The 22,099-nt window shown below is 65.5% G+C and carries 22 protein-coding genes; 7 read left to right on the forward strand and 15 right to left on the reverse strand.

Annotated features, from left to right (window positions below; all coding sequences use genetic code 11):
• Positions 1 to 83: 83 nt before the first annotated feature.
• The 4 genes from odhI to RIU96_RS08195 all read left to right on the forward strand — a co-directional run bounded on the left by odhI (position 84) and on the right by RIU96_RS08195 (position 2,528).
• Entirely contained in the window at positions 84 to 512 is a 429-nt protein-coding gene (gene odhI / locus RIU96_RS08180) for an oxoglutarate dehydrogenase inhibitor Odhl (protein WP_136648515.1), read from the forward strand.
• Positions 513 to 558: 46 nt separating this feature from the next.
• Positions 559 to 1,293, forward strand: coding sequence for a transcriptional regulator FtsR (locus RIU96_RS08185; RefSeq protein WP_144822750.1), 735 nt, complete (start codon positions 559 to 561; stop codon positions 1,291 to 1,293).
• Positions 1,284 to 1,835, forward strand: a complete 552-nt coding sequence (locus RIU96_RS08190; RefSeq protein WP_144689304.1) for a bifunctional nuclease domain-containing protein — start codon at positions 1,284 to 1,286, stop codon at positions 1,833 to 1,835. Before RIU96_RS08185 ends, RIU96_RS08190 begins: the two co-directional genes overlap by 10 nt.
• Before the next feature lie 114 nt (positions 1,836 to 1,949).
• Positions 1,950 to 2,528 (forward strand): MerR family transcriptional regulator, encoded by a 579-nt coding sequence (locus RIU96_RS08195; RefSeq protein WP_136648509.1) that lies wholly within the window; start codon positions 1,950 to 1,952, stop codon positions 2,526 to 2,528.
• A gap of 1 nt (position 2,529) precedes the next feature.
• Here the strand turns inward: RIU96_RS08195 and RIU96_RS08200 are convergent, their stop codons facing one another.
• The 5 genes from RIU96_RS08200 to gndA are packed head-to-tail and all read right to left on the reverse strand — an operon-like array spanning position 2,530 to position 9,238.
• On the reverse strand, positions 2,530 to 3,936 hold the full coding sequence (locus RIU96_RS08200; RefSeq protein ID WP_144741188.1) for a VWA domain-containing protein: 1,407 nt from the start codon (positions 3,934 to 3,936) through the stop codon (positions 2,530 to 2,532).
• A gap of 42 nt (positions 3,937 to 3,978) precedes the next feature.
• On the reverse strand, positions 3,979 to 5,028 hold the full coding sequence (locus RIU96_RS08205; protein ID WP_259787974.1) for a hemolysin family protein: 1,050 nt from the start codon (positions 5,026 to 5,028) through the stop codon (positions 3,979 to 3,981).
• The gene (locus tag RIU96_RS08210) at positions 5,025 to 6,404 is read right to left on the reverse strand and encodes a hemolysin family protein (protein WP_259787975.1); all 1,380 of its coding nucleotides are present in this window, start codon (positions 6,402 to 6,404) and stop codon (positions 5,025 to 5,027) included. The genes RIU96_RS08205 and RIU96_RS08210 overlap by 4 nt, the downstream gene beginning before the upstream one ends.
• 39 nt (positions 6,405 to 6,443) lie before the next feature.
• Positions 6,444 to 7,736, reverse strand: coding sequence for a DEAD/DEAH box helicase (locus RIU96_RS08215; RefSeq protein ID WP_259809927.1), 1,293 nt, complete (start codon positions 7,734 to 7,736; stop codon positions 6,444 to 6,446).
• A gap of 41 nt (positions 7,737 to 7,777) precedes the next feature.
• Positions 7,778 to 9,238: an NADP-dependent phosphogluconate dehydrogenase gene (gene gndA, locus RIU96_RS08220; RefSeq protein WP_181729527.1), complete on the reverse strand. Its 1,461-nt coding sequence runs from the start codon at positions 9,236 to 9,238 to the stop codon at positions 7,778 to 7,780.
• A gap of 91 nt (positions 9,239 to 9,329) precedes the next feature.
• On the opposite strand from gndA, the gene RIU96_RS08225 reads away from it, so the two are divergent.
• Positions 9,330 to 9,770, forward strand: a complete 441-nt coding sequence (locus RIU96_RS08225) for a PaaI family thioesterase (RefSeq protein ID WP_136648499.1) — start codon at positions 9,330 to 9,332, stop codon at positions 9,768 to 9,770.
• A 9-nt stretch (positions 9,771 to 9,779) separates the two neighbouring features.
• Here the strand turns inward: RIU96_RS08225 and RIU96_RS08230 are convergent, their stop codons facing one another.
• Both RIU96_RS08230 and RIU96_RS08235 read right to left on the reverse strand, forming a co-directional pair.
• Positions 9,780 to 10,862 (reverse strand): magnesium and cobalt transport protein CorA, encoded by a 1,083-nt coding sequence (locus RIU96_RS08230; protein ID WP_144318292.1) that lies wholly within the window; start codon positions 10,860 to 10,862, stop codon positions 9,780 to 9,782.
• Between the two features lie 122 nt (positions 10,863 to 10,984).
• On the reverse strand, positions 10,985 to 12,382 hold the full coding sequence (locus tag RIU96_RS08235; RefSeq protein ID WP_259801671.1) for an NAD(P)/FAD-dependent oxidoreductase: 1,398 nt from the start codon (positions 12,380 to 12,382) through the stop codon (positions 10,985 to 10,987).
• 129 nt (positions 12,383 to 12,511) lie between these two features.
• Between RIU96_RS08235 and RIU96_RS08240 the strand changes: the two genes are divergently transcribed.
• Positions 12,512 to 13,816: an SAM-dependent methyltransferase gene (locus tag RIU96_RS08240; protein WP_144318290.1), complete on the forward strand. Its 1,305-nt coding sequence runs from the start codon at positions 12,512 to 12,514 to the stop codon at positions 13,814 to 13,816.
• Positions 13,817 to 13,921: 105 nt separating this feature from the next.
• On the opposite strand, the gene RIU96_RS08245 is transcribed toward RIU96_RS08240, so the two are convergent.
• Both RIU96_RS08245 and RIU96_RS08250 read right to left on the reverse strand, forming a co-directional pair.
• Positions 13,922 to 14,632, reverse strand: a complete 711-nt coding sequence (locus RIU96_RS08245) for a YceI family protein (RefSeq protein ID WP_259809925.1) — start codon at positions 14,630 to 14,632, stop codon at positions 13,922 to 13,924.
• Between the two features lie 2 nt (positions 14,633 to 14,634).
• The gene (locus RIU96_RS08250; RefSeq protein WP_186309871.1) at positions 14,635 to 14,961 is read right to left on the reverse strand and encodes a hypothetical protein; all 327 of its coding nucleotides are present in this window, start codon (positions 14,959 to 14,961) and stop codon (positions 14,635 to 14,637) included.
• 625 nt (positions 14,962 to 15,586) lie between these two features.
• Here RIU96_RS08250 and RIU96_RS08255 point away from each other — a divergent pair.
• A complete protein-coding gene (locus RIU96_RS08255) occupies positions 15,587 to 15,964 on the forward strand; it encodes an RNA polymerase-binding protein RbpA (protein WP_136648488.1) in 378 nt (125 codons plus the stop codon).
• Between the two features lie 62 nt (positions 15,965 to 16,026).
• Here the strand turns inward: RIU96_RS08255 and RIU96_RS08260 are convergent, their stop codons facing one another.
• The 6 genes from RIU96_RS08260 to RIU96_RS08285 are packed head-to-tail and all read right to left on the reverse strand — an operon-like array spanning position 16,027 to position 22,089.
• Entirely contained in the window at positions 16,027 to 17,007 is a 981-nt protein-coding gene (locus tag RIU96_RS08260; RefSeq protein WP_136648484.1) for a polyprenol monophosphomannose synthase, read from the reverse strand.
• Between the two features lie 21 nt (positions 17,008 to 17,028).
• On the reverse strand, positions 17,029 to 18,567 hold the full coding sequence (lnt, locus tag RIU96_RS08265) for an apolipoprotein N-acyltransferase (protein ID WP_259809922.1): 1,539 nt from the start codon (positions 18,565 to 18,567) through the stop codon (positions 17,029 to 17,031).
• Positions 18,564 to 19,073, reverse strand: a complete 510-nt coding sequence (locus RIU96_RS08270; protein ID WP_136648480.1) for an FxsA family protein — start codon at positions 19,071 to 19,073, stop codon at positions 18,564 to 18,566. The genes lnt and RIU96_RS08270 overlap by 4 nt, the downstream gene beginning before the upstream one ends.
• Before the next feature lie 9 nt (positions 19,074 to 19,082).
• A complete protein-coding gene (locus RIU96_RS08275) occupies positions 19,083 to 20,285 on the reverse strand; it encodes a lipase family protein (protein WP_144741217.1) in 1,203 nt (400 codons plus the stop codon).
• 12 nt (positions 20,286 to 20,297) lie between these two features.
• Positions 20,298 to 21,026, reverse strand: coding sequence for an SDR family NAD(P)-dependent oxidoreductase (locus RIU96_RS08280; protein ID WP_144741220.1), 729 nt, complete (start codon positions 21,024 to 21,026; stop codon positions 20,298 to 20,300).
• 4 nt (positions 21,027 to 21,030) lie between these two features.
• Positions 21,031 to 22,089, reverse strand: a complete 1,059-nt coding sequence (locus tag RIU96_RS08285) for a M24 family metallopeptidase (RefSeq protein WP_144741223.1) — start codon at positions 22,087 to 22,089, stop codon at positions 21,031 to 21,033.
• Positions 22,090 to 22,099 lie beyond the last annotated feature (10 nt).

Raw genomic sequence — 22,099 nt, forward strand, 5'->3', positions numbered from 1 at the left:
CCCGCCGCGGACGCGATGCCGGTACTATGGCAAGCAGTTGTTTAGAAATCCGCAGACATTCACAAAAAGCGTCAGGAGAGATAATGAGCGAGAACACTGGTGCGCCGGAGACCCAAGTAGAGACCACTTCGGTTTTCCGCGCAGACCTGCTGAAGGAAATGGAATCTGGCGCGGCGCCGTCGAACGCGGCAACTGGCGCTGAGAATCTTCCTGAGGGCGCTGCACTCCTCGTTGTCAAGCGCGGCCCGAACGCTGGCGCACGCTTCCTGCTGGACCAGGACACCACCACCGCTGGCCGCCACCCGGAGGCGGACATCTTCCTTGACGACGTCACCGTGTCGCGTCGTCACGCAGAGTTCCGCCGCAACGAGGGCTCTTTCGAGGTAGTAGATGTGGGCTCGCTCAACGGCACCTACGTCAACCGCGAGCCCCGTAACTCCCAGACCCTCGCCACCGGCGATGAGATCCAGATTGGTAAATTCCGCCTCGTCTTCATCTCCGAAGACAAGTAGGCCCCAGCTTCCAACCAACCGAGCCTGAGTACGAAGTTTGAGCACCGTGAGCGCGATTCGCAAAACCTCTCCGCAGCAGCCCGCCAAAGCTGCTAAGCCCGCCAAGACAATGTCGATCGGCGTTGTTTTGGAACGCCTGCGTGAAGAGTTCCCTGATGTCACGGTGTCGAAGATCCGCTTCCTCGAGTCGGAGGGGCTGATCACCCCGCAGCGAACCGCGTCCGGCTATCGCCGGTTTACCGATGCCGACGTCGACCGGTTGCGTTACATCCTGGTCACCCAGCGCGACAACTACCTGCCGCTGAAGGTGATCCGCGAACAGCTTGAGGCGATGGACTCCGGCCAGGTCACCGCGATCGTGTCACCGGCTGAGAGCGCGCCGATGATTTCCCCGGAGAACTTCCGCGCGCCGGCTGCAACCAAGCTAACGGACGTCGATGTCGCCGAGCAGGCGAAGGTGGACGGCGCTGTCGTCGACCAGCTCATCGCCGCGGGGCTGGTCACGCCTGACGCGGCGGGCCACTTCACGGCGGATGACGTGCACATCGCGTCCACCGCGGCGGCCCTCGCGGAGTTCGGTTTCGACGAGCGTCACCTGAAAACGCTGCGCACGACTGCCTCGCGCCAGGCGGATCTGATCGCCCGCGTCACCCAGCCGGTGGCGAAGTCGCGCCAGGTCAGCGCGGAGCAGAAGGCCGAGGAGATCGGCCAGCAGCTCACCGCACTTGTGGTCTCGCTCCACGCGTCTTTGTTGAAGAACGAGCTTAACAATTGGCGATAGCCCAGCTCGCGGGGATCTACCCGCTTGGTCCCGAGAAATACCTCTGCGCCGTTCTGCTCGTCGAGGGGACGTCGCGCTGCCTGCCCGTGTGGCTGCCGCCCGTTGAAGGTGCGCGCCTGATCGCCCGCGCGGCTGGCTGGCACCCGAACCGCCCCCACGCCACGGACGCTCTCGTCGAGCTCGCCCAGGCAATGGCGGTCGGGCCCGAATCGGTAGAGATCGCTAGCTACCACGAAGGCGTGTTCGCCTGCGCCCTCAACTTCGGCGATGGGACATCGGCGGAGATGCGCCCCTGCGATGCGCTCACGGTTGCGCTTAAGCTGGACCTTGCGCTCGAGGTCGATGAGTCCGTAATCTCAGCCGCGTCGCTCTGGTTGTCGCCAGAGGACGCCGCGCAGTACTTCGAGCTTGAGCTTGACGACGAGCGCTTGGACGACGACGCGCCCCAGCCGCAGGGTGACGACGAGTTTGAGCAGCTCATGCGCAACCTGGGCGTGGACGAGGACGACCTCGGTGGGGGGGATGGGACAGAAAAACTCTAAAGTTAAAGTTTGGGTTTAAAGTTCGGCGTGTTGCGCTCTGTGGGCTTGACCCCAGCCTAAGCTTGGCATTTAATAAGCATTAGGCCCACATCCAAACTTCATGGGAGTAATTACGTGAGCGAGAACTTCGAAACCCAGCCCCAGGGGACTGCCAACGCAGCCCCAATCCAGGAGACCTTGTTCGACGTGGGCCCCTCTGATGAGGTGGGCTACCGCGTTCCCATCGCCTGCCAGGTCGCGGGCATCACCTACCGCCAGCTCGACTACTGGGCCCGCACCAACCTCGTGCGCCCGTCGATCCGCGGCGCCAAGGGCTCCGGCTCGCAGCGTTTGTACTCCTTCAAAGACATCCTCGTGCTCAAGATTGTCAAGCGACTCCTCGACACCGGGATCTCCTTGCAGAACATCCGACTCGCCGTGGACAAGCTGCGCGACCGCGGCGTCAACGACATCGCGGAGATTACCCTCGTCTCCGACGGCACCACCGTTTACGAGTGCCGCAGCAGCGAGGAGATCATCGACCTTCTCGGCGGGGGACAGGGTGTTTTCGGCATCGCCGTCCCGCAGATCATGCGCGAGCTGACCGGCACCATCTCGTCCTTCCCCTCGGAGCGCATCTCCGAGGACGTGGCCGAGGCCGGCGTGTACTCCATCGACGAGCTCGCCGCCCGCCGTCGCCGCAAGACCTCCTAGGCTACGGCGCAATCCCCGACGCGGCCTTGACCGCGTCGGCAACCTGCCCTTGGCTCGGCGCATCCGCGGCCGAGGTGCTCGCCCGGCGCAGCGCCTGGTCCTGCTGGCCCTCGCCCACGTGGACCACTGAGACGGTCACGCCAGCGCCCGCCGCGTCAGTTACCGCCTGGGCAAACGCCTCATCGTCGCCGCCGTCCGCCGTACCGGTGGTGATCACCACGACGCGGCTCGGCAGGCCCGTTTCAGCGGTCTCTCGCACGGCTGCGGTAACGGCCTCCCTTGTCTGCGGCTGGCCGCCAGTCATGAACCGGTTCGCCGACTGCACAACCTCACCCGCGTTGGGCGTAAACGTCACGTTGCGGCGGTAGCCCTGGGTCACACCCGGGGTCAGCGGCGAGGAGTAGTTCCACAGCGCCACCTGGTGACCGGCGCCAGCAACGGACTCGGCGGCCGCCGCGATGCCCTGCGCGGCCGCGTCGAGGTAGGGGGCCATGGCCTCGGAGGTATCGAGCACGAACAGGGTGTTCGTCGGCCCGCCGTCGGCGATGGTCGCACCCGTTTCGGTGTTGCGGGTAATCTCCTCGCCGCCGCTCGGCGTCGCCGCCGCCCACACGATGTCCGAGATCGTCGGCTGCTCAGCCGGCTGCTCGGTGAAGTTCTCGGCCGCGACGCGAACGAAGTCCTGGCCAGCCCGGGATTGCTCCTCGGTGACGTTGTCGCCCTGGTTCAGCGGGATCGCGGTGTAGACGATCGCCGCATCCAGCGGGCTAAAGTTCAAGCCCTCGGGAACGCTGCTCTCCGCGGTGGCGATGTACTGGGCGTTTTCTTGGGCGTCGTCAAGCGTGGCGACGCGCTGGTTGGTCAACGCGTTGACCGCGTCCTGGTCGTTGGGGGCCAGCGTGGCAGCGACCAGGGCAGAGGCGGAGGGCTCGTCGTTGACCGGGAAGGCGACCGCGCCTAGCTCGACCTCCGCTGCAGAGGCCGGCGCCTGCGCTCCGGCCAGGCCGACCTTCTCCGCGTAGACGGGGCTGGGCTCCGAGGTCGCAGCCGTCCGGTTCTGAGCGGCCAGCTCCTGGTGCGCCACCGGGGTGTTGGGGGCGATGTAGACGGCTGCGTCGGCAATCGACTCAACGAGGGTGGGTTTGACGCAAAAGTCGCGGACGACGGGGTTGACGTTGGAGTAGGCGTCGATAAGCGAGGATGCGACGGCCTGATCGGTCGCGGCGACTGGGAGAGCGAGATCGCCCGCGACGCAGGCGGGCGCTTGCCCGCTAGCCTCTGTGTCGCCGTCGCCGCGGGTTGACACGAACGCTATCGCCACGCCGAAGAGCAGCACCGCGACGACGAGGGCCGCGATGACCCCGCCCGAGAGCGCGTAGTTATTCTTCCCGGATGCGTGCCGAGCCATAAGTGACCACCCTTTCAGCGTATAAGCTAACTAAAACCTATCTTAAGACTCGTGTGTCCAGTCGGACACCGTGCCGACGTACTCCTCAATGATGTCTTCGAGAGCGAGCACGCCGATGAGTTCGCCGTTGACGCGGACCTGCGCCATGTGCGCGGAGCGGCGGTGCATGGAGGTCAGGGCGTCGTCAAGCGAGCCTGTGCCGTCGACGATGCTGAGACGGCGGATCCGCGACACCGGGACCACTGGATCGACCTCGTCGGATTCCATCAGGTCCAGGATGTCCTTGACGTGCAGGTAGCCGACCAGCGCGCCGCCGGAGCGCTCTACCGGAAAGCGCGAGAAGCCGGTCGTGCGCACGGCGTGCTCGATGGTGGACAGGGCGATGCCGCGCGTCGAGTACGGGATCGTGGTCAGCTTCTCCAGCGGGATCATCACCTCCTTCAGGCTGCGCGATTCAGAGCGCAGCGCCTTGGCCAGACGCGCGGTTTCCTCCGCGTCGAGCAGGCCCTCCTCGCGCGACTCCATGATCATGTTCGCTAGCTGCTGCTCGTTGACGGTGGATTCGAGCTCGTCGCGCTGCTCGATGCCGAACGCTTTGAGCGTCTTGCGCGCAACCCAGTTCAGCGCGCGGATGATCGGGCCGGTGATGGTGACCCACATCTGCATCGCCGGCGTGAGCCACAGCGCGAGCTGCTCAGGGCCTGCGATCGCGATGTTCTTCGGCACCATCTCGCCGAAGAGGATGTGCAGCCAGGAGATAATCGCCAGGGCGATGACGAACGCGATCGGGTGCAGCAGATCCGCGGGCACCCCGAGCGCCATGAACGGCACCTCGATGTAGCGCGCGATCGCGGGCTCGGCGACCTTGCCCAAGATGAGAGAGCAGATCGTGATGCCGAACTGGGCGCCCGCGAGGTAGATCGAAAGGTGCTCAATTGAATGGATAACCTGCTGCGCCTCCTTTTTGCCCTGCGCGGCCATGGACTCGAGGCGGTCGCGGCGCGAGGAGACAAGCGCGAACTCCGAGGCGACGAAGAAGGCGTTAAACGCCAGCAGGACGGCGATGAGGAAGAGGGCGAGCCAGATGCTCATGAGGTGGCCTCCTTCGAGGCAGAGGGCACGGGGGTCAAAATCGCCCTATCCACTCGCCGCTCATCCATCACGGTGACGTGGGCGGTCCAGCGCCCCGCGTTGCCCGACTCGAAATCCTCCTGGAACCCGCCGCCGGTCTCTGGCAGTAAGACCTTATCGCCGAGGACGGGGACGCGGCCGAGGGTGGACATGATCAACCCGCCAAGGGTCTCGTAGGGGCCATCCGGGGCGGTGTAACTCAGGCGCTCGCTGAGCTCGTCGAGGCGGACGAGGCCGGAGACCTCCCAGGAGAGGCCGAAGCGCTGGAAGTCGCGCTCGGATTCGCGGTCGTCGTACTCGTCGTAGACCTCGCCGAGGAGCTCTTCGACGACGTCCTCGATGGAAACGAGCCCCTGGGTTCCGCCGTACTCGTCGGCGATGAGCACCACCTGCGAGCCCGCCGAGCGCACCCGGTTGAGCACCGAGTCCCCGTCGAGGGTGCCCGGGATGAAATGCACGGGGCGCGCCAGCTCACCGAGCTTAACGCTGCTGCGGAGCTCCTTGTCCACGGAGAAGGCATCCTTGATGTGGACCACGCCGACGGTGTCGTCGAGGTCACCGCGGCGGACGGGGAAGCGCGAGTGGCCCGAGGAGCGCGACAGCGCGATCAGGTCGTTGACGGTGTCCTCCACGTCGAGGGACTCGATCGTGGAGCGCGGCGTCATGAACTCTTCGGCGGTCGATTCGCCGAACTGCAGGGAGCGGTCGATCACCCGGGCGGTCTCGGCGTCGAAGCTGCCCGCTTCCACGGAGTTGCGCACCATCACGCCGAGCTCTTGGCCCGAGCGTGCCGACGCCAGCTCGTCCGCCGGCTCAATCCCCAGCTTGCGCACGAACCAGTTGGCGGAGCGGTTGAGCGCCTTGATGAACCACTTCAGAGCGGTGTTGAACGCGTTGACGGGAGGAACGACGAACCGCGCGGTCGCGAGCGGCTCAGTGATCGCCATGTTCTTGGGCACGAGCTCGCCGAACACCATGGACAAAAATGTCGCCACGATCAGCGCCAGGATCAGCGCGACCATCTGGCTCGCGTTCGCGTTCAGGCCGACGAGTTCAAGCAGGGGAGTGAAGAACTGGCCCAACACCGGCTCGGCCAGATAACCCGCGGCCAGGGTGGTCACGGTGATACCGAGCTGCGCGCCGGAGAGGACGAAGGAGAGGTTCGAGTGGTCCCTCGCTACGGCCCGCGCGGTGCGGTCTCCCTTATCGCGGACGTGCGCGTCGACGGTGGAGCGCTCGAGGCCGGTCATGGCGAACTCGATGGCCACGAACAGGCCCGTCGATGCGGTCAGCGCGATGAATCCGACTAGGGAGAGGATGGATATGAGTATGTCCATGTCTGTGAAAAGGACGCCGACCGTGCACCCGGGGGTGCGTTAGCTGCGCCCGCTACTGCTTCGTGGGCGGCGCCGTGAAGCGCGCCCTGCGGGGTTCGTTGGTTTGCCGTTGCGCACCGTGGTGGCCCGCTTCGTCTGCTGCGGTTGCCCGGGCGGCGGCAGCGGGGTGCCGGAGGGTGTGCGTGCGCCTGTAATTTTAGCCAACTCGGCGGACTCTGCTGTGACGCGCACCGGTGTCGCACTGACCCCGGCCTTGTTCATCAGCTGCTGGACTTCCTTTTCCTGCTCATCGAGCACGAGCGTGACGACGGTCCCGGACGACCCCGCGCGCGCCGTCCGTCCTGCGCGGTGCAGGTAGGCCTTGTGCTCGGCGGGAGGGTCGACGTGGACAACGAGGGAGACGTCGTCAACGTCGATGCCGCGCGCGGCGATGTCGGTGGCGACAAGCACGGGCGCGGAGCCGTCGCCGAAGCCCTCGAGGGCGCGGGTGCGCGCGCCTTGGCCCTTGTCACCGTGCAGGCCCTGGGCGTTGATGCCGGCGCGGCGCAGCTTCTTTACCTGTCGGTCCACGCCGTGCTTGGTGCGCATGAACATGATGGTCTTGCCCTCGCGCGCGCCGATGCGCAGCACCACATCTCCGCGCTCGTCGCGGTCGCCGACCAAGAGCCGGTAGTGCTCCATCGTGCCAACGGCGGCCTGGACCGGCGCGGTCGAGTGCGTCACTGGGTTGGTCATGTAGCGCGCAATGAGCTTTTCGACGTCCCCATCCAGCGTCGCTGAGAACAGCAGCCGCTGGCCGCCCTTCGGCGTGCGGTCGAGGAGCTTGCGCACCTGCGGCAAAAATCCCATGTCCGCCATCTGGTCCGCCTCATCCAGCGCGGTGATCTCGACGTGGTCGAAGAACAGCTTGCGCTGGTTGATCAGGTCTTCTGCGCGACCCGGGGTGGCCACGAGCACGTCGACGGGCGCGGCGAGGGAGCGCAGGTGGTTGTTAATGTTGACGCCGCCGACGACGTCGAGAAGCCGAAGGCCGAGCGCGGCCGCGGGGTCGTCGAGACGCTCGCGAATCTGGGTGGCCAGCTCGCGGGTTGGGGCGAGGATCAGACCCCTCGGGTGGCCAGGCTTCGACGGGGCTCCCGCCAGCCGGGCCAGCATGGGCAGGCCGAAGGTGAAGGTCTTTCCCGAGCCCGTCGGGCCGCGGCCGAGAACATCGCGGCCGGCCATCGCGTCCGGGATCGCCTCTTCCTGGATGGGGAAGGGCTCGGTGATGCCCTGCTTGGCCAAAACGTTGACTATGGGGCGGGGGAGGCCGAGGTCGGCGAAAGACGTCATTGCTGCGATGCTACCTGCTGCGGGGGCAAGCCCCCTAACCGCTAGTAGCTCAGCTCCTCGCGGTCGCCCGACCAAGCGGTGTGGAACGTACCCTCCATGTCCACGCGGCGGTAGGTGTGCGCGCCGAAGAAGTCGCGCTGGCCCTGGATCAGAGCGGCCGGCAGGCGCTCGGAACGCAGGGAGTCGTAGTAGGACAGCGAGGAGGCGAAGACCGGGATCGGCAGGCCGAGCTGCGTGGCGACGACCACGACGCGGCGCCAGGAGTCAATCAGCCCGCCCTCGAGCTCAGCCTTGAAGTAGGGATCCAGTAGCAGAGACGGCAGCTCCGGGTCCTTCTCGTAGGCATCGGTGATGCGGTTGAGGAACTTCGCGCGGATGATGCAGCCGCCGCGCCAGATGCGGGCGAGGTCACCGGGCTTGATGTCCCAGTTGTAGGCCTGAGAACCGGCGTTGATCTCGTCGAAGCCCTGCGCGTAGGCGACGAGCTTGGAGGCGTAGAGGGCGCGGCGCACGTCCTCGATGAACTGCTCCTTGTCCACGCCGAGGGCCTCCAGCGTGGTGGTTTCCCCGGAGGGAAGGCCGATGCGCTGTGCGGCCTCGCGCTGCGCGAGTGCCGACGACAGGGCGCGGGCGAAGACGGCCTCGCCGATGCCGGTGACCGGAACGCCGAGGTCAAGGGCTTCCTTGACGGTCCAGCGGCCGGTGCCCTTCTGGCCCGCGGCGTCGACGATGACGTCGATAAACGGGGTTCCGGTGTGGCGGTCGACCTGGCGCAGGATCTCGGCGGTGATCTCGATCAGATAGGAGTTGAGGTCGCCCTGGTTCCACTCGGCGAAGATCTCCGACATCGCCGCGGGCTCGATCCCGGCGGCGTAGCGCAGCAGGTGGTAGGCCTCGCCGATGACCTGCATATCCGCGTACTCGATGCCGTTGTGCACCATCTTGACAAAGTGGCCCGCCCCGTCGGGGCCGATGTGCGTCACGCAGGGCACGCCGTCGACCTTCGCGGAGATGTCCTCCAACAGCGGCCCGAGGGTCTCCCAGGATTCCTTCGGCCCGCCGGGCATGATCGACGGCCCGTTGAGCGCGCCCTCCTCGCCGCCGGAGATGCCGGCGCCGACGAAGTGGCGGCCGCGCTGGGCGATCTCCTGCTCGCGGCGGATCGTGTCGGTGAACAGGGCGTTACCGCCGTCGATGATGATGTCGCCGTCTTCCATGGCGTCGGCAAGCTGCTCAATCACGGCGTCCGTCGCAGGGCCGGCCTGGACCATGATGATGGCCTTGCGCGGGCGCTCAAGGGAGGCGACGAAGTCCTCGATGGTTTCGGAGGCGATGAAGTCGCCCTCGTGGCCGTGCGCCTCGATGACCGCGCGGGTCTTCTCCGGGGAGCGGTTGAAGATGGCCACAGTGTGGCCCTTGGAGGCGAAGTTGCGCGCGAGGTTGGAGCCCATGACGGCCATCCCCACGACGCCGATCTGGGCGAGCTTGTTACCGGTAGTCATGGGTGAGATACTACGCGGTGCCGAAACGCTACGTCATAGTTCTTTGCAAGTTTTGCATACTTTCTGACAGTGTTAAACGTATAGTGGTGGCATGGATCACAGGTTTGGCAGCGAGCCGATTACTTCACCATTAACCGATGAAGAGCTAGAAGGCGTCAACGCCGTAAATCAAGGGCTGGCGAATACCCTCGGGATCGTCATCACGTACGTCTCCCGCGACCACACGGAGGGCTACGTCGACGTAACACCGGAGCACCACCAGATCACAGGCATCGCCAACGGCGGCCTGTACTGCTCGATCGGGGAGACCCTCGGTTCTATCGCAGCGGTGGCTAACTCCGGCGCTGCGGCAGTCGGCATGAGCAACTACACCGACCTGCTCGGCAGCGTGAAAGAGGGGCGTATCGACGCCGTCGCGGTGCCCGTGCACATCGGCCGGACGACTCACCTGTGGCGCGTGGAGATGTACCACGAGGCCAAGCTCGTGGCCACCACGAACCTCAAGCTGATGATCCTGCGCGATCGCAGCTAGAACCCGTCCTTACAACCAGTGGTTCTTCCGGAACCACCAGTACATCACGCCCATCACGGTCGCCATCAGGATTAGGATCGCCGGATACCCCCAGCGCCACGCGAGCTCCGGCATGTACGCGAAGTTCATGCCGTAAATGCCGGCGATCATGGTCGGGGCGGCCGCCATACCAACCACGGCGGAAATGGTGCGCATGTCGCTGTTCTGCTGCATGTTAACCTTCGCCACGGAGGCGTCGAGAAGCGACGAGAGCCGCTCGTCGAACCCGGAGACGTGATCGCTGACAATCATCGCGTTGTCCTGGACGTCGCGGAAGTACGAGCGCAGCATCTTGCGCAGCATGTCCTTGTTGTTCATCAGCCCTGAGCGCAGCGCTGGTCCGAGCGGGTCGATGGCGTGGCGCATTTCCAAGATCTCTCGCTTGTACATGTAGATCTTGTCGATGTTGATGTCGCGCCTGGGCGTGAACACCTCGTTTTCCAGCTCGTCGACGTCGCGCCCGAGCGCGGTGGCAACCTTGAGGTAGTTGTCTACGACGTGGTCAAACACCTTCCACGCGGCGGCGGGCGGGCCGAGGATCGCCAGCTCCTCGTCCTCCTCGAGCTCGAGCGTCAGGTCGGGCAGGGGAGCCTTGTGGCGGATGGTGATGGCGAATCTCGGCCCGAGCACGACCTGCACCTCGCCGGTGGAGATGATCTCGCGGGCGTCGTCGACTTCCTCGTCGTCGCGGTAGTACACGGAGCGCACGACCATGAACAGCTGGTCGTCGTAACGCTCCATCTTCGGGCGCTGGTGCGCGTCAACGACGTCATCAACGATGAGGTCGTGCAGGTTGAAGATCTCGGCGATGCGCTCCATCTGCGTCGTGTTCGGCTCGCTGAGAGACAGCCAAAGAAACGCGTTCTCATGATCCTCGACCATCTTCAAAGCCTGGGTCACCCGCGCCTCGCCGGGCAGCTTCTTGCCGTCGAGGAAGATGCGGCAGAAGTCGACGTTGCGCTCAATCGGGATCGGCACGCTCCTTGAGGAGGGCTCAGATGCGGCATCGGGGCGTTTGCTGCGTTGCAGAGGCAGCGGTAGGCGTGGCGGCATGGTGTGTTGGCCCCCTTCAAGCGAAGCGCGGTGAATTACTTAAGTGAAAAAGAATGATACGCCATGGCGCGCAACAGCCCGGTTCCGCGAGCGGAGACCGGGCTGAAAACGGGGGTAGAGAACTAGTTCTCGCCGTTGGTGTCGCGCAGCTCCGGCAGAGCGTCCTCGTCGGTAGCCAAGTCGCGCAGCTTCAGCAACGCGGTGCGGCCGTGCATCTGCGACAGGGTAGTGGCCAGGTTGTAACGCTTCGGGCTCAGAGCGTTGGCGAACCAGGACAGCATGGTGACGAACTGGTTGCGCACGCCCACCAGGAAGGAGACGTGGACTGCAAGCCACATCAACCAGCCGGTGAAGCCGGTGACTTCAACCTTGCCGATCTTGACCACGGCGTTGAAGCGGGAGACGATAGCCATCGAGCCCTTATCGAAGTACTCGAAGTCGTCGCGGGCCTCTGGGGCCACGTCGTGCTCGACCTGCTCCTTGATGATCTTCGCGACGTACTCGCCGGTCTGGATAGCGACCTGAGCAACGCCCGGGAGGCGGTCGCGGCTCATCATGTCACCGATGATGAAGACGTTGGACTTGTCGCCCACGGTGAGGTCGGCGTTAACCGGAACCTTGCCGTTGCGCTCGGCCTCGACACCGACCTGGTCGGCGATCAGCTTGCCCAGCGGGGAAGCCTGCACGCCGGCGGACCAAATCTTGGTGGTCGTCGGGATCGTGGTTTCTTCCTCGGTTTTGGTGTCCTTGTAGGTGACGGAGTCCTCGTCGACGTTGACCACCATGGAGTTAAGAACGACGGTGACGCCCTTCTTCTCCAGCTCGCGCTGAGCTCGCTTGCCAAGGCGCTTGCCGAAGGGGGGAAGCACTTGGGGGAGGCCGTCGATAAGCACGATCTTTGCCTGCGAGGGGACGAAGTTGGAGTAACCGTGCGCGAAGGAGCGGTGGGCCATCTCGGCGATCTGGCCGGCGAGCTCAACGCCGGTGGGGCCGGCGCCAACGATAACGAAAGTGAGCAGGCGCTCGCGCTCCTCAGCGGTCTCAGCGACCTCGGCGCGCTCGAAGGCGGTGATGATGCGCGCGCGGATTTCCAGCGCGTTGTCGAGCGTCTTCAGGCCGGGAGCGAACTCGGCGAAGTGGTCGTTGCCGAAGTAGGACTGACCAGCGCCCGCTGCGACGATCAGGGAATCGTAGGCGTAGGTGCGCGAAAACTCGCCCTCGTACGCGGTCACGGTCTGGGCGTCGACGTCGATGTCGGTGACGTCGCCGCGCACAACGTCAACGTTGTCCTGTCCGGAGAGGGCTTGGCGTACGGAGGTCGCGATTTCGCCGGTGGAAAGCAGACCGGTTGCTACCTGGTAGAGCAGCGGGGCGAACAGGTGGTGGTTGGTGCGATTGATGATGGTGACGTCGACGTCGGCATCGGCAAGATCGCGAGCTGCGAAAAAGCCGCCGAACCCGGCGCCGATAATGACGACGTGGTGGCGGTTACCTGCGGGGCGCAATGGGGTTTCAGTCATAGGTGTGCCTTCCTTGCTGGACGTGGTTAGCTATCTGTTGCACATATTACGCCTTTGCCAAGATTTCGTGGACGCAAGCCCCGACGTGCCTGCCGCCTCCGGGGCATGTCAGTCGTTAGAGTTGGACGAGTGTTGACCGCCCCGGACGTTCCAGAGCACCTTGTAACGGTGGATGCCCACGCCTGGCCGGGTTTGCTGGCCATCCCAACAGGCCCAGCGGCGGGTTTGAAGGCGCGGGTCGCCGAGGCCAAATTCGCCGGCGCCTGCGCGGCTGCTGGGATCGAGCTTGACTCGGGCCGCGGCGCGGAACTCAGAGTCGAATACGACATGTTGTTCCGCCGCATCGCCGAAAGCGGCTGGGTGGGCCTCGCCGAAGGGTTCATGGCGGGGGAATGGTTTGCAACCAGCAGCGAGGTGCTTGTCGACGTCCTCACCAAGCTGCTTCAGTCCAACTACCGGCCTAAGACCCCGACAATTAGCCCGAAGCATCTCGACGGCGGCGGGGAGATCCCGGCCGAGCTAGTACAGCATTTTGCCGGCGACCGGATGAGCGGTTTCGCGGGTCATTTCGCGACGGGCGTGCCCACGACGCAGCGCGTTCGCGTGAAATCCCAGCAGTCGCGTTCCGCTCCGGCGTATTTCGTCGACGTGACGGAGTACTCAGAGCCCATCGACGCGTCCCGCGACGACCTGGGCGACGTGCAGCAGCGCTCTGTGCAGATGCTTCTCGACGCCTGCGCAACCGGCCGCGGTACGCATCTGCTGGAGTTCCCGTCCTCGGGGGGCGCGGTGTCGCTCGCGGCGGCAGGCCGGGGAGCGGTTGTCGACGCGTGGGCCGCCGATGAGCACGCCGCGGACGCGTTGCGCGACCGAGTGGTGTACGCGGGCGTCGGCGGTGCTGTCCACGTCGAGCTCATGGGGCCGGAGTGGACGCGTGCGACTAACCGGCGCAGCTTCTACGACGCAGTGGTCAGCGTGGAGCGGCTCGAGACGTTAACTCCCGCGAGCAAGGCGCAGTACTTATCCGCCGTCGGCCACCTCGTGGACCCGGGCGGGCGCGTGGCTGTGCAGACCGTGATGCGCACGGCGGCCTTCACACCGGCGGCCGACGCCGCGCTGCAGTCACTGCGGGCTTATATCTGGCCGGGGCTGAGCTTCTCGACACCCGATGAGCTCACGCGGATCGTCGACCGGCGAACGCCGCTGCGGATTGTCGCGCAGACGCGGGCACCGGCGCACCTCGCGGCGTCGCTACGCCTGCAGCGCGAGATGTTCGACAGCCGGCTGCGCGAGGCTGCGGCGGACGGATTCGATCAGGTGTACCGGCGCCTGTGGCAGTGGCAGTTCGCGCTGCGCGAGGCGCTGGCGCGGTTGGAGATGCTGGACGTGGTCCAGGTGACCCTCGTGCCGCGCGACCGGCGGGGGCGGCGCTAGGCGACGGGAGCGTGGGCGTCGTCAAGCTTTAGTTGACATAATGTACATTATCGGACAATGACTTGCGCAGGGCTGATGCCCCTTATTTACGTAACGTTACGTTTTTTAGCGGACCTTCTCCAGGTTCAGGCGGACGTTGACTTCGCCTTCGTCGGCGATCTTGGCAGCCACCAGCTCTGGGGTCTTCACGCCGAAGTCCTCGCGGCTGATTGGGATGTCGCCCGCGACTACGATGTTGTCGCCGGTGCGCAGAGCCTCGAACTCGTGGGTAATGCGGTTGGTCTCGCCGCGGATTGTCAGATCGCCCGTCAGTGTCACAGTTCCCACCGTGCCGTCGGATGGCAACTGGCTCACGTCCGCGGGCTCCGTCACGCTGAACTCGGCCGTTGGGTAATCATCGGTGTTGAGGATTGAGCGACGGACGTTAACGTCGCGCCGATCGTTGTCTGTGGCAACACTCCTCATGTCTACAGTGATCTCGCCGGCCGTCAGCGTACCCGCCTCGATCTGAACCTCGCCTTCGACTTCGCGCGTAGAGCCGGACGTCATCTTGCGCTCGGCCGGCAGGATCTCGAAGAAAGTGAATCCCGCCGAAGTCTGGTTTGGGCCGAGCTCGTTGGTAACGTCCCACACCCCGTCGACCTCCGTCGTCGCCGGGCGCGCGCCCTCAGCGTTGATGCCCTCTGTTTTCACACCGTGATCGCCGAACAGCAAGGCGTAGACGACCGGCACGATTGCCAGCGCCGCCAACGCGAGGATGAATATAATTGCGAAAATAAGGACTGGCTTGGGGATCTGACGTTGCCTGTTCACCATTCCTACCTTAGCCTTTCCACGCGTTTGGCCATATTTACCAGTTCCTCGCACAGCTCGGCGATCTCGGTATGGTCCGCACCTTCGCGGTGGGCAATGGCGATATCCTCTGCCGCGCAACGCAGCTGGAACAACTGATCCCGCAAGTCATCGGCCCGCTCAGGGGCCAAAATTACCGCCTCCGCCGGAATGGTAGTACCGCTAACCGACGCCCGCTGCTCGTACGCGCGCTGCTTGCACGACGGGCTACAGAACTTCCGTTTACGCCCTCTCCCCTCTTGCGGGGGCAATTCGACACCACACCACTGGCAGGTCTGTGGAGTCGTCGGCATGGTGCAAGCGTAATACACCGCTCGATGTCCAGGGCACGGGGTTGAGTACGGAGTATGGGACTCTTGGTGTGTTTTGTCGAATTGGTGTTCCGTCAACCAAGTCCGCAATGCGGAGTCGGCGCACGGTCGGATTCTCGATTTGGCCATGATGAGGGGTGGATTTTCATCTGGGACGCGTCACCGTAGTCCGCAATGCGGAGTCAACTCCCCTTCCCTAGCGACCAGCTTCCAGGCCAACTCGCCACGCAACCCTAAGCGAACAGTAGACGTGACAACCAAGTCCGCAATGCGGAGTCAGTATCCGGCAAGGTCCTCAATGCTGCCCCTGATAGGGACTAAACACTAACTTGTGACATGTCACCCTAGTCCGCAATGCGGAGTCGACCCGCCTCCCGGGCGACCTGCCTCGAAGCGCAGGCCGCAATGCGGACTCGAACCCACCACGAAACCTCAAGCAAACAGTAGACACATCGCCCAAGTCCGCAATGCAGAGTCGACCCACGGCCCAAGCCCCCATAACCGCACGAACACGGCCCGCCCGTTCGCACTGGGTGGCGGGAACATTTCGTAGCGCCCGGTCGTTATAATGGGGCGACTATCAAACGAGGGAAGGGATTCACACAGCATGGCTGATCGCGTATTGCGCGGAAGTCGGATGGGTGCCGTCAGTTACGAGACTGACCGCGACCACGATCTGGCGCCGCGCCGCATGGCTAAGTACCGCACCCCTAACGGCGAGGTGTTCGACGTCCCCTTCGCCGACGAGGCTGAGATCCCCGAGGAGTGGATGTGCAAGAACGGCCAGATTGGCACACTCATGGAGGGCGAGGGCGTCGAGGCCAAGCCCGTTAAACCGCCGCGCACGCACTGGGACATGCTCCGCGAGCGCCGCACCATCGAGGAGCTCGACGTTCTCCTCGAAGAGCGCCTTGATCAGCTTCGCAAGCGCCGCCGCACCGCAGCTCGTCTGGCGAAGGAACAGGAGCAGCAGGCCAAGGCCTAAGAACTAAAAAGCCCGGCTTTACGACGCTCTGTTCGTGCAGCTGGGCTTTGTCTTGCGTGCTCCTACCCGTGGTTCTTCTCGTAGTCCGCGATCCTGAGACCCTCGCGGATCAGGCCCACGAAATTGTCAGCCGCCCGGGCAGCCTTAGCCGGGAGCTCACGAACGCCGGACTTGTCCAGCTGGTAGCGGGCCAGCTTCGCGCTCTCTCCGATGACGTTGACGATGACCTCCGGGGCGTGCTCAATCTCGCGCTTCCACTTCGGCAGGCTCGAGTTGTCCAGTTCGGAGCGGACAAAACGGCTGGCCTCCTTGGCGCCTTCGCGAAGCAGCTCGGACTTCTCGGCCGCCGCCCACTTGGTCACCTCGGCCAGGGACTGCCCGGCGAAGCTCGCGTCGAGCTTGGATTCGCCGAGGGTGCGGTCGGTGAACGTGATGGGCACCTCGCGCACGTCGTAGCCAGCCTGCAACGCGCGGTGCGCGATCTCCGCCTGGAAGATGTAGCCCTTGTCCGAAAGAGAGTCGAGGTCCAGGTCTTCGAGCAGCTCGTGGCGGAATGCGCGGTAGCCGGCGGTCATGTCGGCGATGTCGTCGCCAAGCACGAGCGAAATGTAGCGGTTGCCGGCCTTGGACAGGAGGTAGCGCTCGCGGGGCCAGTCCTTAACCTCGCCGTCCTCGACGTAGCGTGAGCCGATGACCAGGTCGGCGCCGTTGTCGATCTCAGCAAGGAGCATCTCGAGCTCCTCGGGCGCGTGCGAGCCGTCGGCGTCCATCTGGCAGATCACGTCGTAATCGTGCTCGAGCGCCCAGTTGAAGCCCTCGCGGTACGCCGCCAGCAGGCCTTCCTTACCGGCGCGGTGCACGACATGAACCTCGTCGTGTGCCGCAGCGAGCTCGTCGGCCTTGGAGCCGGTGCCGTCCGGGGAATTGTCGTCGACGATGACGACGTCGACCGGCGAAGTCGTGCTGAGGACCCGATCGACGATCAGGGGGAGGTTCTCCACCTCGTTGTAGGTCGGAATGATCACGACAGTGTTGTTCGCCACGGCTACATCTCCTTGGGGTTTTTAAGTGTTAGGACGCTTCTTTGCATCATACTCGCGTCGTGACGCAGCCCACGCGGCGATCATCGCGACGACGCCCGCCGCGACCGCGATCCACTCGAAGTACCGGCCGATGCGGACGGCCGGGGTCACCGTGTCTTTGAGCGGAAGGTCCTCGGTGAGGTGCGCGGGCTCAAAAATCTCTGTGTGCTGGGAGACGCGACCGTCCGGATGGACGATGGCCGACACGCCCGAGGTGGCTGCCACGACGACGGCGCGATCCGTCTCGATCGCGCGCATGCGGCTCATCGCGAGCTGCTGGTACGTCATATCGGTAAACCCGAACGTCGCGTTGTTCGTCGGCGTCGCCAGAATGGTCGCGCCGTTTCGCACCGCGGTGCGGTAGGCCTCGTCGACGGCGACCTCGTAGCAGGTCGCGATACCGACCCTTACGTCGCGCATGTCGACCACGCCGTTGCCGCTGCCCGGCTTGAAGTCGCCAGCCATGTCGACGTACTCGGAGAAGTTGCGGAAGAAATCGCGCATCGGCATGTACTCGCCGAAGGGCTGGAGGTATTTCTTGTGGTGGTAGTCCCCCGTCCAGGTTTCCGGGTCGAAGACGACCATGGTGTTACGCTGACCGACCTCGTCGCGTGTCAAGGTGCCCACCAGCACGGGGGCGTCGATGCGCTGCACGGCGACGTTGATAATCGCGGCGGCCTCGGGGTCGGTGAACGGGTTGACGTCGGAGGCGTTCTCCGGCCAGATGACGATGTCCGGGTTGGCACCGGACTCCGCGAGCGCGATCGTCTCGTTAACGTGATTGGCCAAGACTGCGCGGCGCTGCGCGTTGAAGTCAAGCCCCATGCGCGGCACGTTGCCCTGCACGGCGGAGGCGGTCACCTCGCCGACCACTCCCCGCTCGGTGCCGACGCCGATCTGCGCGAGGAGCCCGAGAGCTAGCGGCGCGATGACGGCGACGGCGCCCGCAGCGCGGTGGCGAAACAGCACAGCAACCAGACCGCAGCCCACCAGCGTTGTCGCCAGTGTGACTAGCGCTGGGCCCCCATAGGCGGCCAGGTTGGCGAGAGGGCCGTTGATCTGGCCCCACGCCAAGCGCACCCACGGAAAGCCGCCGAAGGGGAACGACGAGCGGGCCCACTCGACGGCCAGGTAGATCAGCGGGAACACCGCGAAACCCCAGCGCTGACGTGCGGCGAGCACACCGAAGATGCCGGTGGGGATGGCGTAGAGGGCGCACGCGATCGCGAGCGCCACGTACGGCATGGTGCCCACGAACTCGCCGATCCACGGCAGGAGGTAGAGGTAACAGAACAGCGCGTGGGTGAAACCGAGCAGCGCGCCGAAGCCACCGGAGGGGCCGGGGCGCTCGCCGGACGCGGGACCGATCCAGCGGCTCCACGAGCTCGGCCACGGCGCCAGAGCGAAGTAAAAAAGCGCTATCCCGAAAATCGCCGCGAACCACAACCCGTGCGGCTCGTAGGAGTAGTACACGGCCGCTCCGGAGGCGGCGGCGAGGGTGAAGCGGAAGAAGGCTCTCACTGGGTGCGGCCCTCCGGGTTATCCCCGGGGCGGTGGTGCGGGTCGACGCTGTCCATCCGGTAGAGCTTCTCCAGCTCGTCGGCGTCGGTCGGCGCGGTAAAGCTGCCGTAAGAATCGTGTACCTGCGACATCGGCGAGACCGTGTAGGCGCGCACACCGAAATCCTCCACGGCGCGCTGCACCTTCGCCGACAGCCCGCGCCGCAGCAGGGCACGGGTCGGGCCGAACACCATGATCAGGCCGATCAACGAGGAGACAAACCCCGGGAGGATGGTGAGTACCCAGCCGGCGACGAGGATCGCGGAATCGCCCGCCAGTGTGCCCAGGCTCGAGCGCCCCTGCGCCGCCTTACGCACGGAGTTGCGCAGCGCGATGTTGGCGGCCAGACCGCCGATGACCATCAGCGCGAAGACGGCGACGAAGGCCCAGCCGATGCCGATCAGCTTAGCGACACCGAGAAACGCGAGGACCTCGACTAGAAAGTAAGCGAACAAGATCAGGCGCATGCGGCCAGACTACCCGCCCAACTGTCCGAGAAGCCATTTCGCGTCACGCGGCGCGTTGGCGAAGTAGGGCATGAAATGGTTCAGCCCCATCCGTCCCGGAATTTTCGGCCACGGGTGGTTATGAAGCTCCACCCCCCACTTCTCAGCGAGGCGCTGGGAACCGCCAAACGGAATAACGTCGTCGTTCTTCGATCCCCACAGCCGAAGCGGAATCCGCACGGGCTCCCGGTTGCCCAGCGCCATGCGGTCGAGGAACTCGCTGGATGCAGGGTTGCGGTCGAGCAGCTCACCGAGCGGGACGCCGGAGGTGGTCCACTTTTCCGTGCGGGTGTACCGGTACTTCATCACCGCGCCCGGCCCGCAGACCTGCGCGCCGAACGCGATCGCGGCTAGCCCCTCGTCGGACAGCTCAGGCGTGAGGTCGGCGAACGCGTCCGGGTCGGAGGCGAGCATCCCGGCGACGGCGTAGAGGATCACCGCCGCGGGCATCGCGCCGTCGACGTGCTTAAGCACCGCGGCGAGATCCGCGGGCGCCGAGCCGACCACCGCGGCCAACGGCTGCAGCTCGGGGGCGTATTCCGGCTGCTCCAGCCAGGCGCCGATCGCTCCCCCGCCTTGGGAAAAACCCCACAGACCGAGGTTGTCGGTGCCAACGCCCAAGCTTGTCGACGCCCTCACGGCGTCAGCCAGCGCCCTCGCGCCCGAGGCGTGGTCGCAGTAAAACTGCACGTTGCCCTCGGGGTGGCGCGGGTAGTCCGTGAGGACGACGTTGCACCCGAGCGCAAGCATGAAGTTGATCACGGGCTGCTCGTGGGCGGCGATGATGTCGAACGGCCGGGTGCGCAGCGCAACACCGACCGTGCACGAGTACGAGGGGTCGCAGCGCGGCGCCACGCCCTGGGTTGAGGGCGCGAAGGCGATGGTGGGCCTTGGCGTGTTTTTCGCCCACGGCACGTGCGAGCGGTACACCGCGCCGGTGGCGGTGAGGACGCGCCGCTCGGAGTCGCAGGTGGCGTAGTCGATGCGCCACGAGGAGGCGTCGTTAAGCCTCGTGCCCAAGCCAACCGGCGAGATCTCGACGGCGTTGATCAGCGTGCCCGGGGTCATGCCGCTGACCCAGGTGGCCTGGCCGAACTCGGGGTCGGTGCCTGGGTTGAGGTTGACGGCGTCGACGACAAACGGCGCGAGCGTGCGGGCGAGCTGGGCAATCATGGTGGTGTTCTCCTATCGAGGCATGCGGCGCCACACGGGTCGCGGCACGATCGCCATTATGGCGGAAAGCAGGGCGAGTCGGCGCGGGATCCATAGCGTCGTGCTCTTGGACTTGGCCGCCGCTGCCACGACCGCGTCGGCGACGTTGGCCGGGCGCACGGACATCGGCGCCGGGGTCATGCCCTCCGTCATAGAGCCGATGACGAACCCGGGGCGCGCGGTGATCAGGTTGAGCTCGGTGCCGTGCAGCCTGTCGGTCAGGCCCTGGCAGAAAAAGTCGAGACCCGCCTTGGTGGAGCCGTAGACGTAGTTCGCGCGCCGCGCCCGCCAGCCGGCGATGGAGGAAAACGCGAAGATCTCGCCGCGCGTCATGACGTCGGTAAGCACGGTCAGCGCGTTGACCTGCGCGAGGTAGTCGATAGTGGCGATGCGCGCCGCCTCGCGCTCGTCACGCTCCGCGAGCTGCTGGTCGCCGAGAATGCCGAAGGCGACGATCGCGGTGGTGACATCGCCGGCGGCCTCGATCAGCGGGCGGTGCGAGTCCAGGTCGGTCGCCTCGAACTCGCGAAAGCGCACCTCGCGGGCCCCAGCATCGAGCAATCGCTTCTCGACGCCCACAGCACGTGCCCGGTCGCGTCCCGCGAGCACCACTACCCTGCCCTGGCACATCCGCACGGCGATCTCGCCGCCGATGTCGCTGTTCGCTCCAAGCAGGAGCATCGTCCCTTGATTCTGTGCCATGGCTCTACCCCAACGTCCTTGGCTGGCGGTTGAGCTGCTCGCAGCCGTCAGCGGTGACCACGACGATGTCCTCGATGCGCATCCCCCACTGCCCCGCCACGTAGATGCCGGGCTCGACGGAAAACGCCATGTTCTCCCGGATCACCTGGTCATTGCCACCAACGATGTAGGGCGGCTCGTGGGTGTCAAGCCCGATGCCGTGGCCCGTGCGGTGGAAGAAGTGCTCGCCGTACCCCGCAAGCGTGATCACGCGCCGCGCGGCCGCGTCGATCTCGTGTGCGGCCACGCCGGGGCGCACCGCCGCAATGGCGGCGTCGAAGGCCTCCTGGAGAACGGCGTAGGCGGCGTCGAACGCGTCATCGCGCTCCCCCGGCACCTGGTAGGTGCGGGTACAGTCGGAGCGGTACCCGGAGGCGAACGCGCCGCCGATGTCGACTACGACCGGGTCGCCCGGCTCCAGCACGCGCGAGGAGAAGTCGTGGTGGGGGTTCGCCCCGTTGGGCCCGGAGCCGACGATGACGAAATCGACGCTGGCGTGCTCCGCGGCAATGAGCCGCTCAAGCTCCGCCGCGACCTCCTGCTCCGTGCGCCCCGGGGCGAGGAGCTCGGGCACGCGGGCGTGGACGCGGTCGATGGCTTCGGCGGCGGCGCGCAGCTGCGCGACCTCGCCGGGTTCCTTGACCATAAATAGCTCGGCGAGCACGTCCTGGGCCAACACGGTGCGCGGCGCGAGGGCCTGCAGCTTGAGCACGTGGTCCGTCGTCAGCGCGGTGCCAAGCCCGATAACGCCCTCGCCGGTTATCTGTGCACACAGCTCATAGGGGTCCTCGCCGTCGCGCCAGGAGACGATGGGCAGCGCGGTGAAAACGCTTGCGGCGTCGGTCGCTGGCACAACGAGCCGCGCCTCGCCGGTGGCCGGCACGACCAGCGCCGACAGCCTCTCGTGGGAGTCGATGTGCAGGCCCGTGAGGTAGAACAGCTCGGTGCCCGGCCCGACGATCAGCCCCGCCAGACCCGCTTCGGCGACAAGGCGCTGCGCCTTCTGAAGTCTGAAATCGTTCATTGTTCCACGC

The organism is Corynebacterium sp. Z-1, assembly GCF_031844665.1.
GTDB lineage: Bacteria > Actinomycetota > Actinomycetes > Mycobacteriales > Mycobacteriaceae > Corynebacterium > Corynebacterium sanguinis.

What these genes read in the sequence shown, in the direction of transcription:
- odhI (WP_136648515.1), top strand. Translation starts at nt 84, where the DNA reads ATGAGCGAGAACACTGGTGCGCCGGAGACCCAAGTAGAGACCACTTCG.
- RIU96_RS08200 (WP_144741188.1), bottom strand. Translation starts at nt 3,936, where the DNA reads ATGGCTCGGCACGCATCCGGGAAGAATAACTACGCGCTCTCGGGCGGG.
- RIU96_RS08205 (WP_259787974.1), bottom strand. Translation starts at nt 5,028, where the DNA reads ATGAGCATCTGGCTCGCCCTCTTCCTCATCGCCGTCCTGCTGGCGTTT.
- RIU96_RS08210 (WP_259787975.1), bottom strand. Translation starts at nt 6,404, where the DNA reads ATGGACATACTCATATCCATCCTCTCCCTAGTCGGATTCATCGCGCTG.
- RIU96_RS08215 (WP_259809927.1), bottom strand. Translation starts at nt 7,736, where the DNA reads ATGACGTCTTTCGCCGACCTCGGCCTCCCCCGCCCCATAGTCAACGTT.
- gndA (WP_181729527.1), bottom strand. Translation starts at nt 9,238, where the DNA reads ATGACTACCGGTAACAAGCTCGCCCAGATCGGCGTCGTGGGGATGGCC.
- RIU96_RS08225 (WP_136648499.1), top strand. Translation starts at nt 9,330, where the DNA reads ATGGATCACAGGTTTGGCAGCGAGCCGATTACTTCACCATTAACCGAT.
- RIU96_RS08230 (WP_144318292.1), bottom strand. Translation starts at nt 10,862, where the DNA reads ATGCCGCCACGCCTACCGCTGCCTCTGCAACGCAGCAAACGCCCCGAT.
- RIU96_RS08235 (WP_259801671.1), bottom strand. Translation starts at nt 12,382, where the DNA reads ATGACTGAAACCCCATTGCGCCCCGCAGGTAACCGCCACCACGTCGTC.
- RIU96_RS08245 (WP_259809925.1), bottom strand. Translation starts at nt 14,632, where the DNA reads ATGGTGAACAGGCAACGTCAGATCCCCAAGCCAGTCCTTATTTTCGCA.
- RIU96_RS08250 (WP_186309871.1), bottom strand. Translation starts at nt 14,961, where the DNA reads ATGCCGACGACTCCACAGACCTGCCAGTGGTGTGGTGTCGAATTGCCC.
- RIU96_RS08255 (WP_136648488.1), top strand. Translation starts at nt 15,587, where the DNA reads ATGGCTGATCGCGTATTGCGCGGAAGTCGGATGGGTGCCGTCAGTTAC.
- RIU96_RS08270 (WP_136648480.1), bottom strand. Translation starts at nt 19,073, where the DNA reads ATGCGCCTGATCTTGTTCGCTTACTTTCTAGTCGAGGTCCTCGCGTTT.
- RIU96_RS08275 (WP_144741217.1), bottom strand. Translation starts at nt 20,285, where the DNA reads ATGATTGCCCAGCTCGCCCGCACGCTCGCGCCGTTTGTCGTCGACGCC.
- RIU96_RS08280 (WP_144741220.1), bottom strand. Translation starts at nt 21,026, where the DNA reads ATGGCACAGAATCAAGGGACGATGCTCCTGCTTGGAGCGAACAGCGAC.
- RIU96_RS08285 (WP_144741223.1), bottom strand. Translation starts at nt 22,089, where the DNA reads ATGAACGATTTCAGACTTCAGAAGGCGCAGCGCCTTGTCGCCGAAGCG.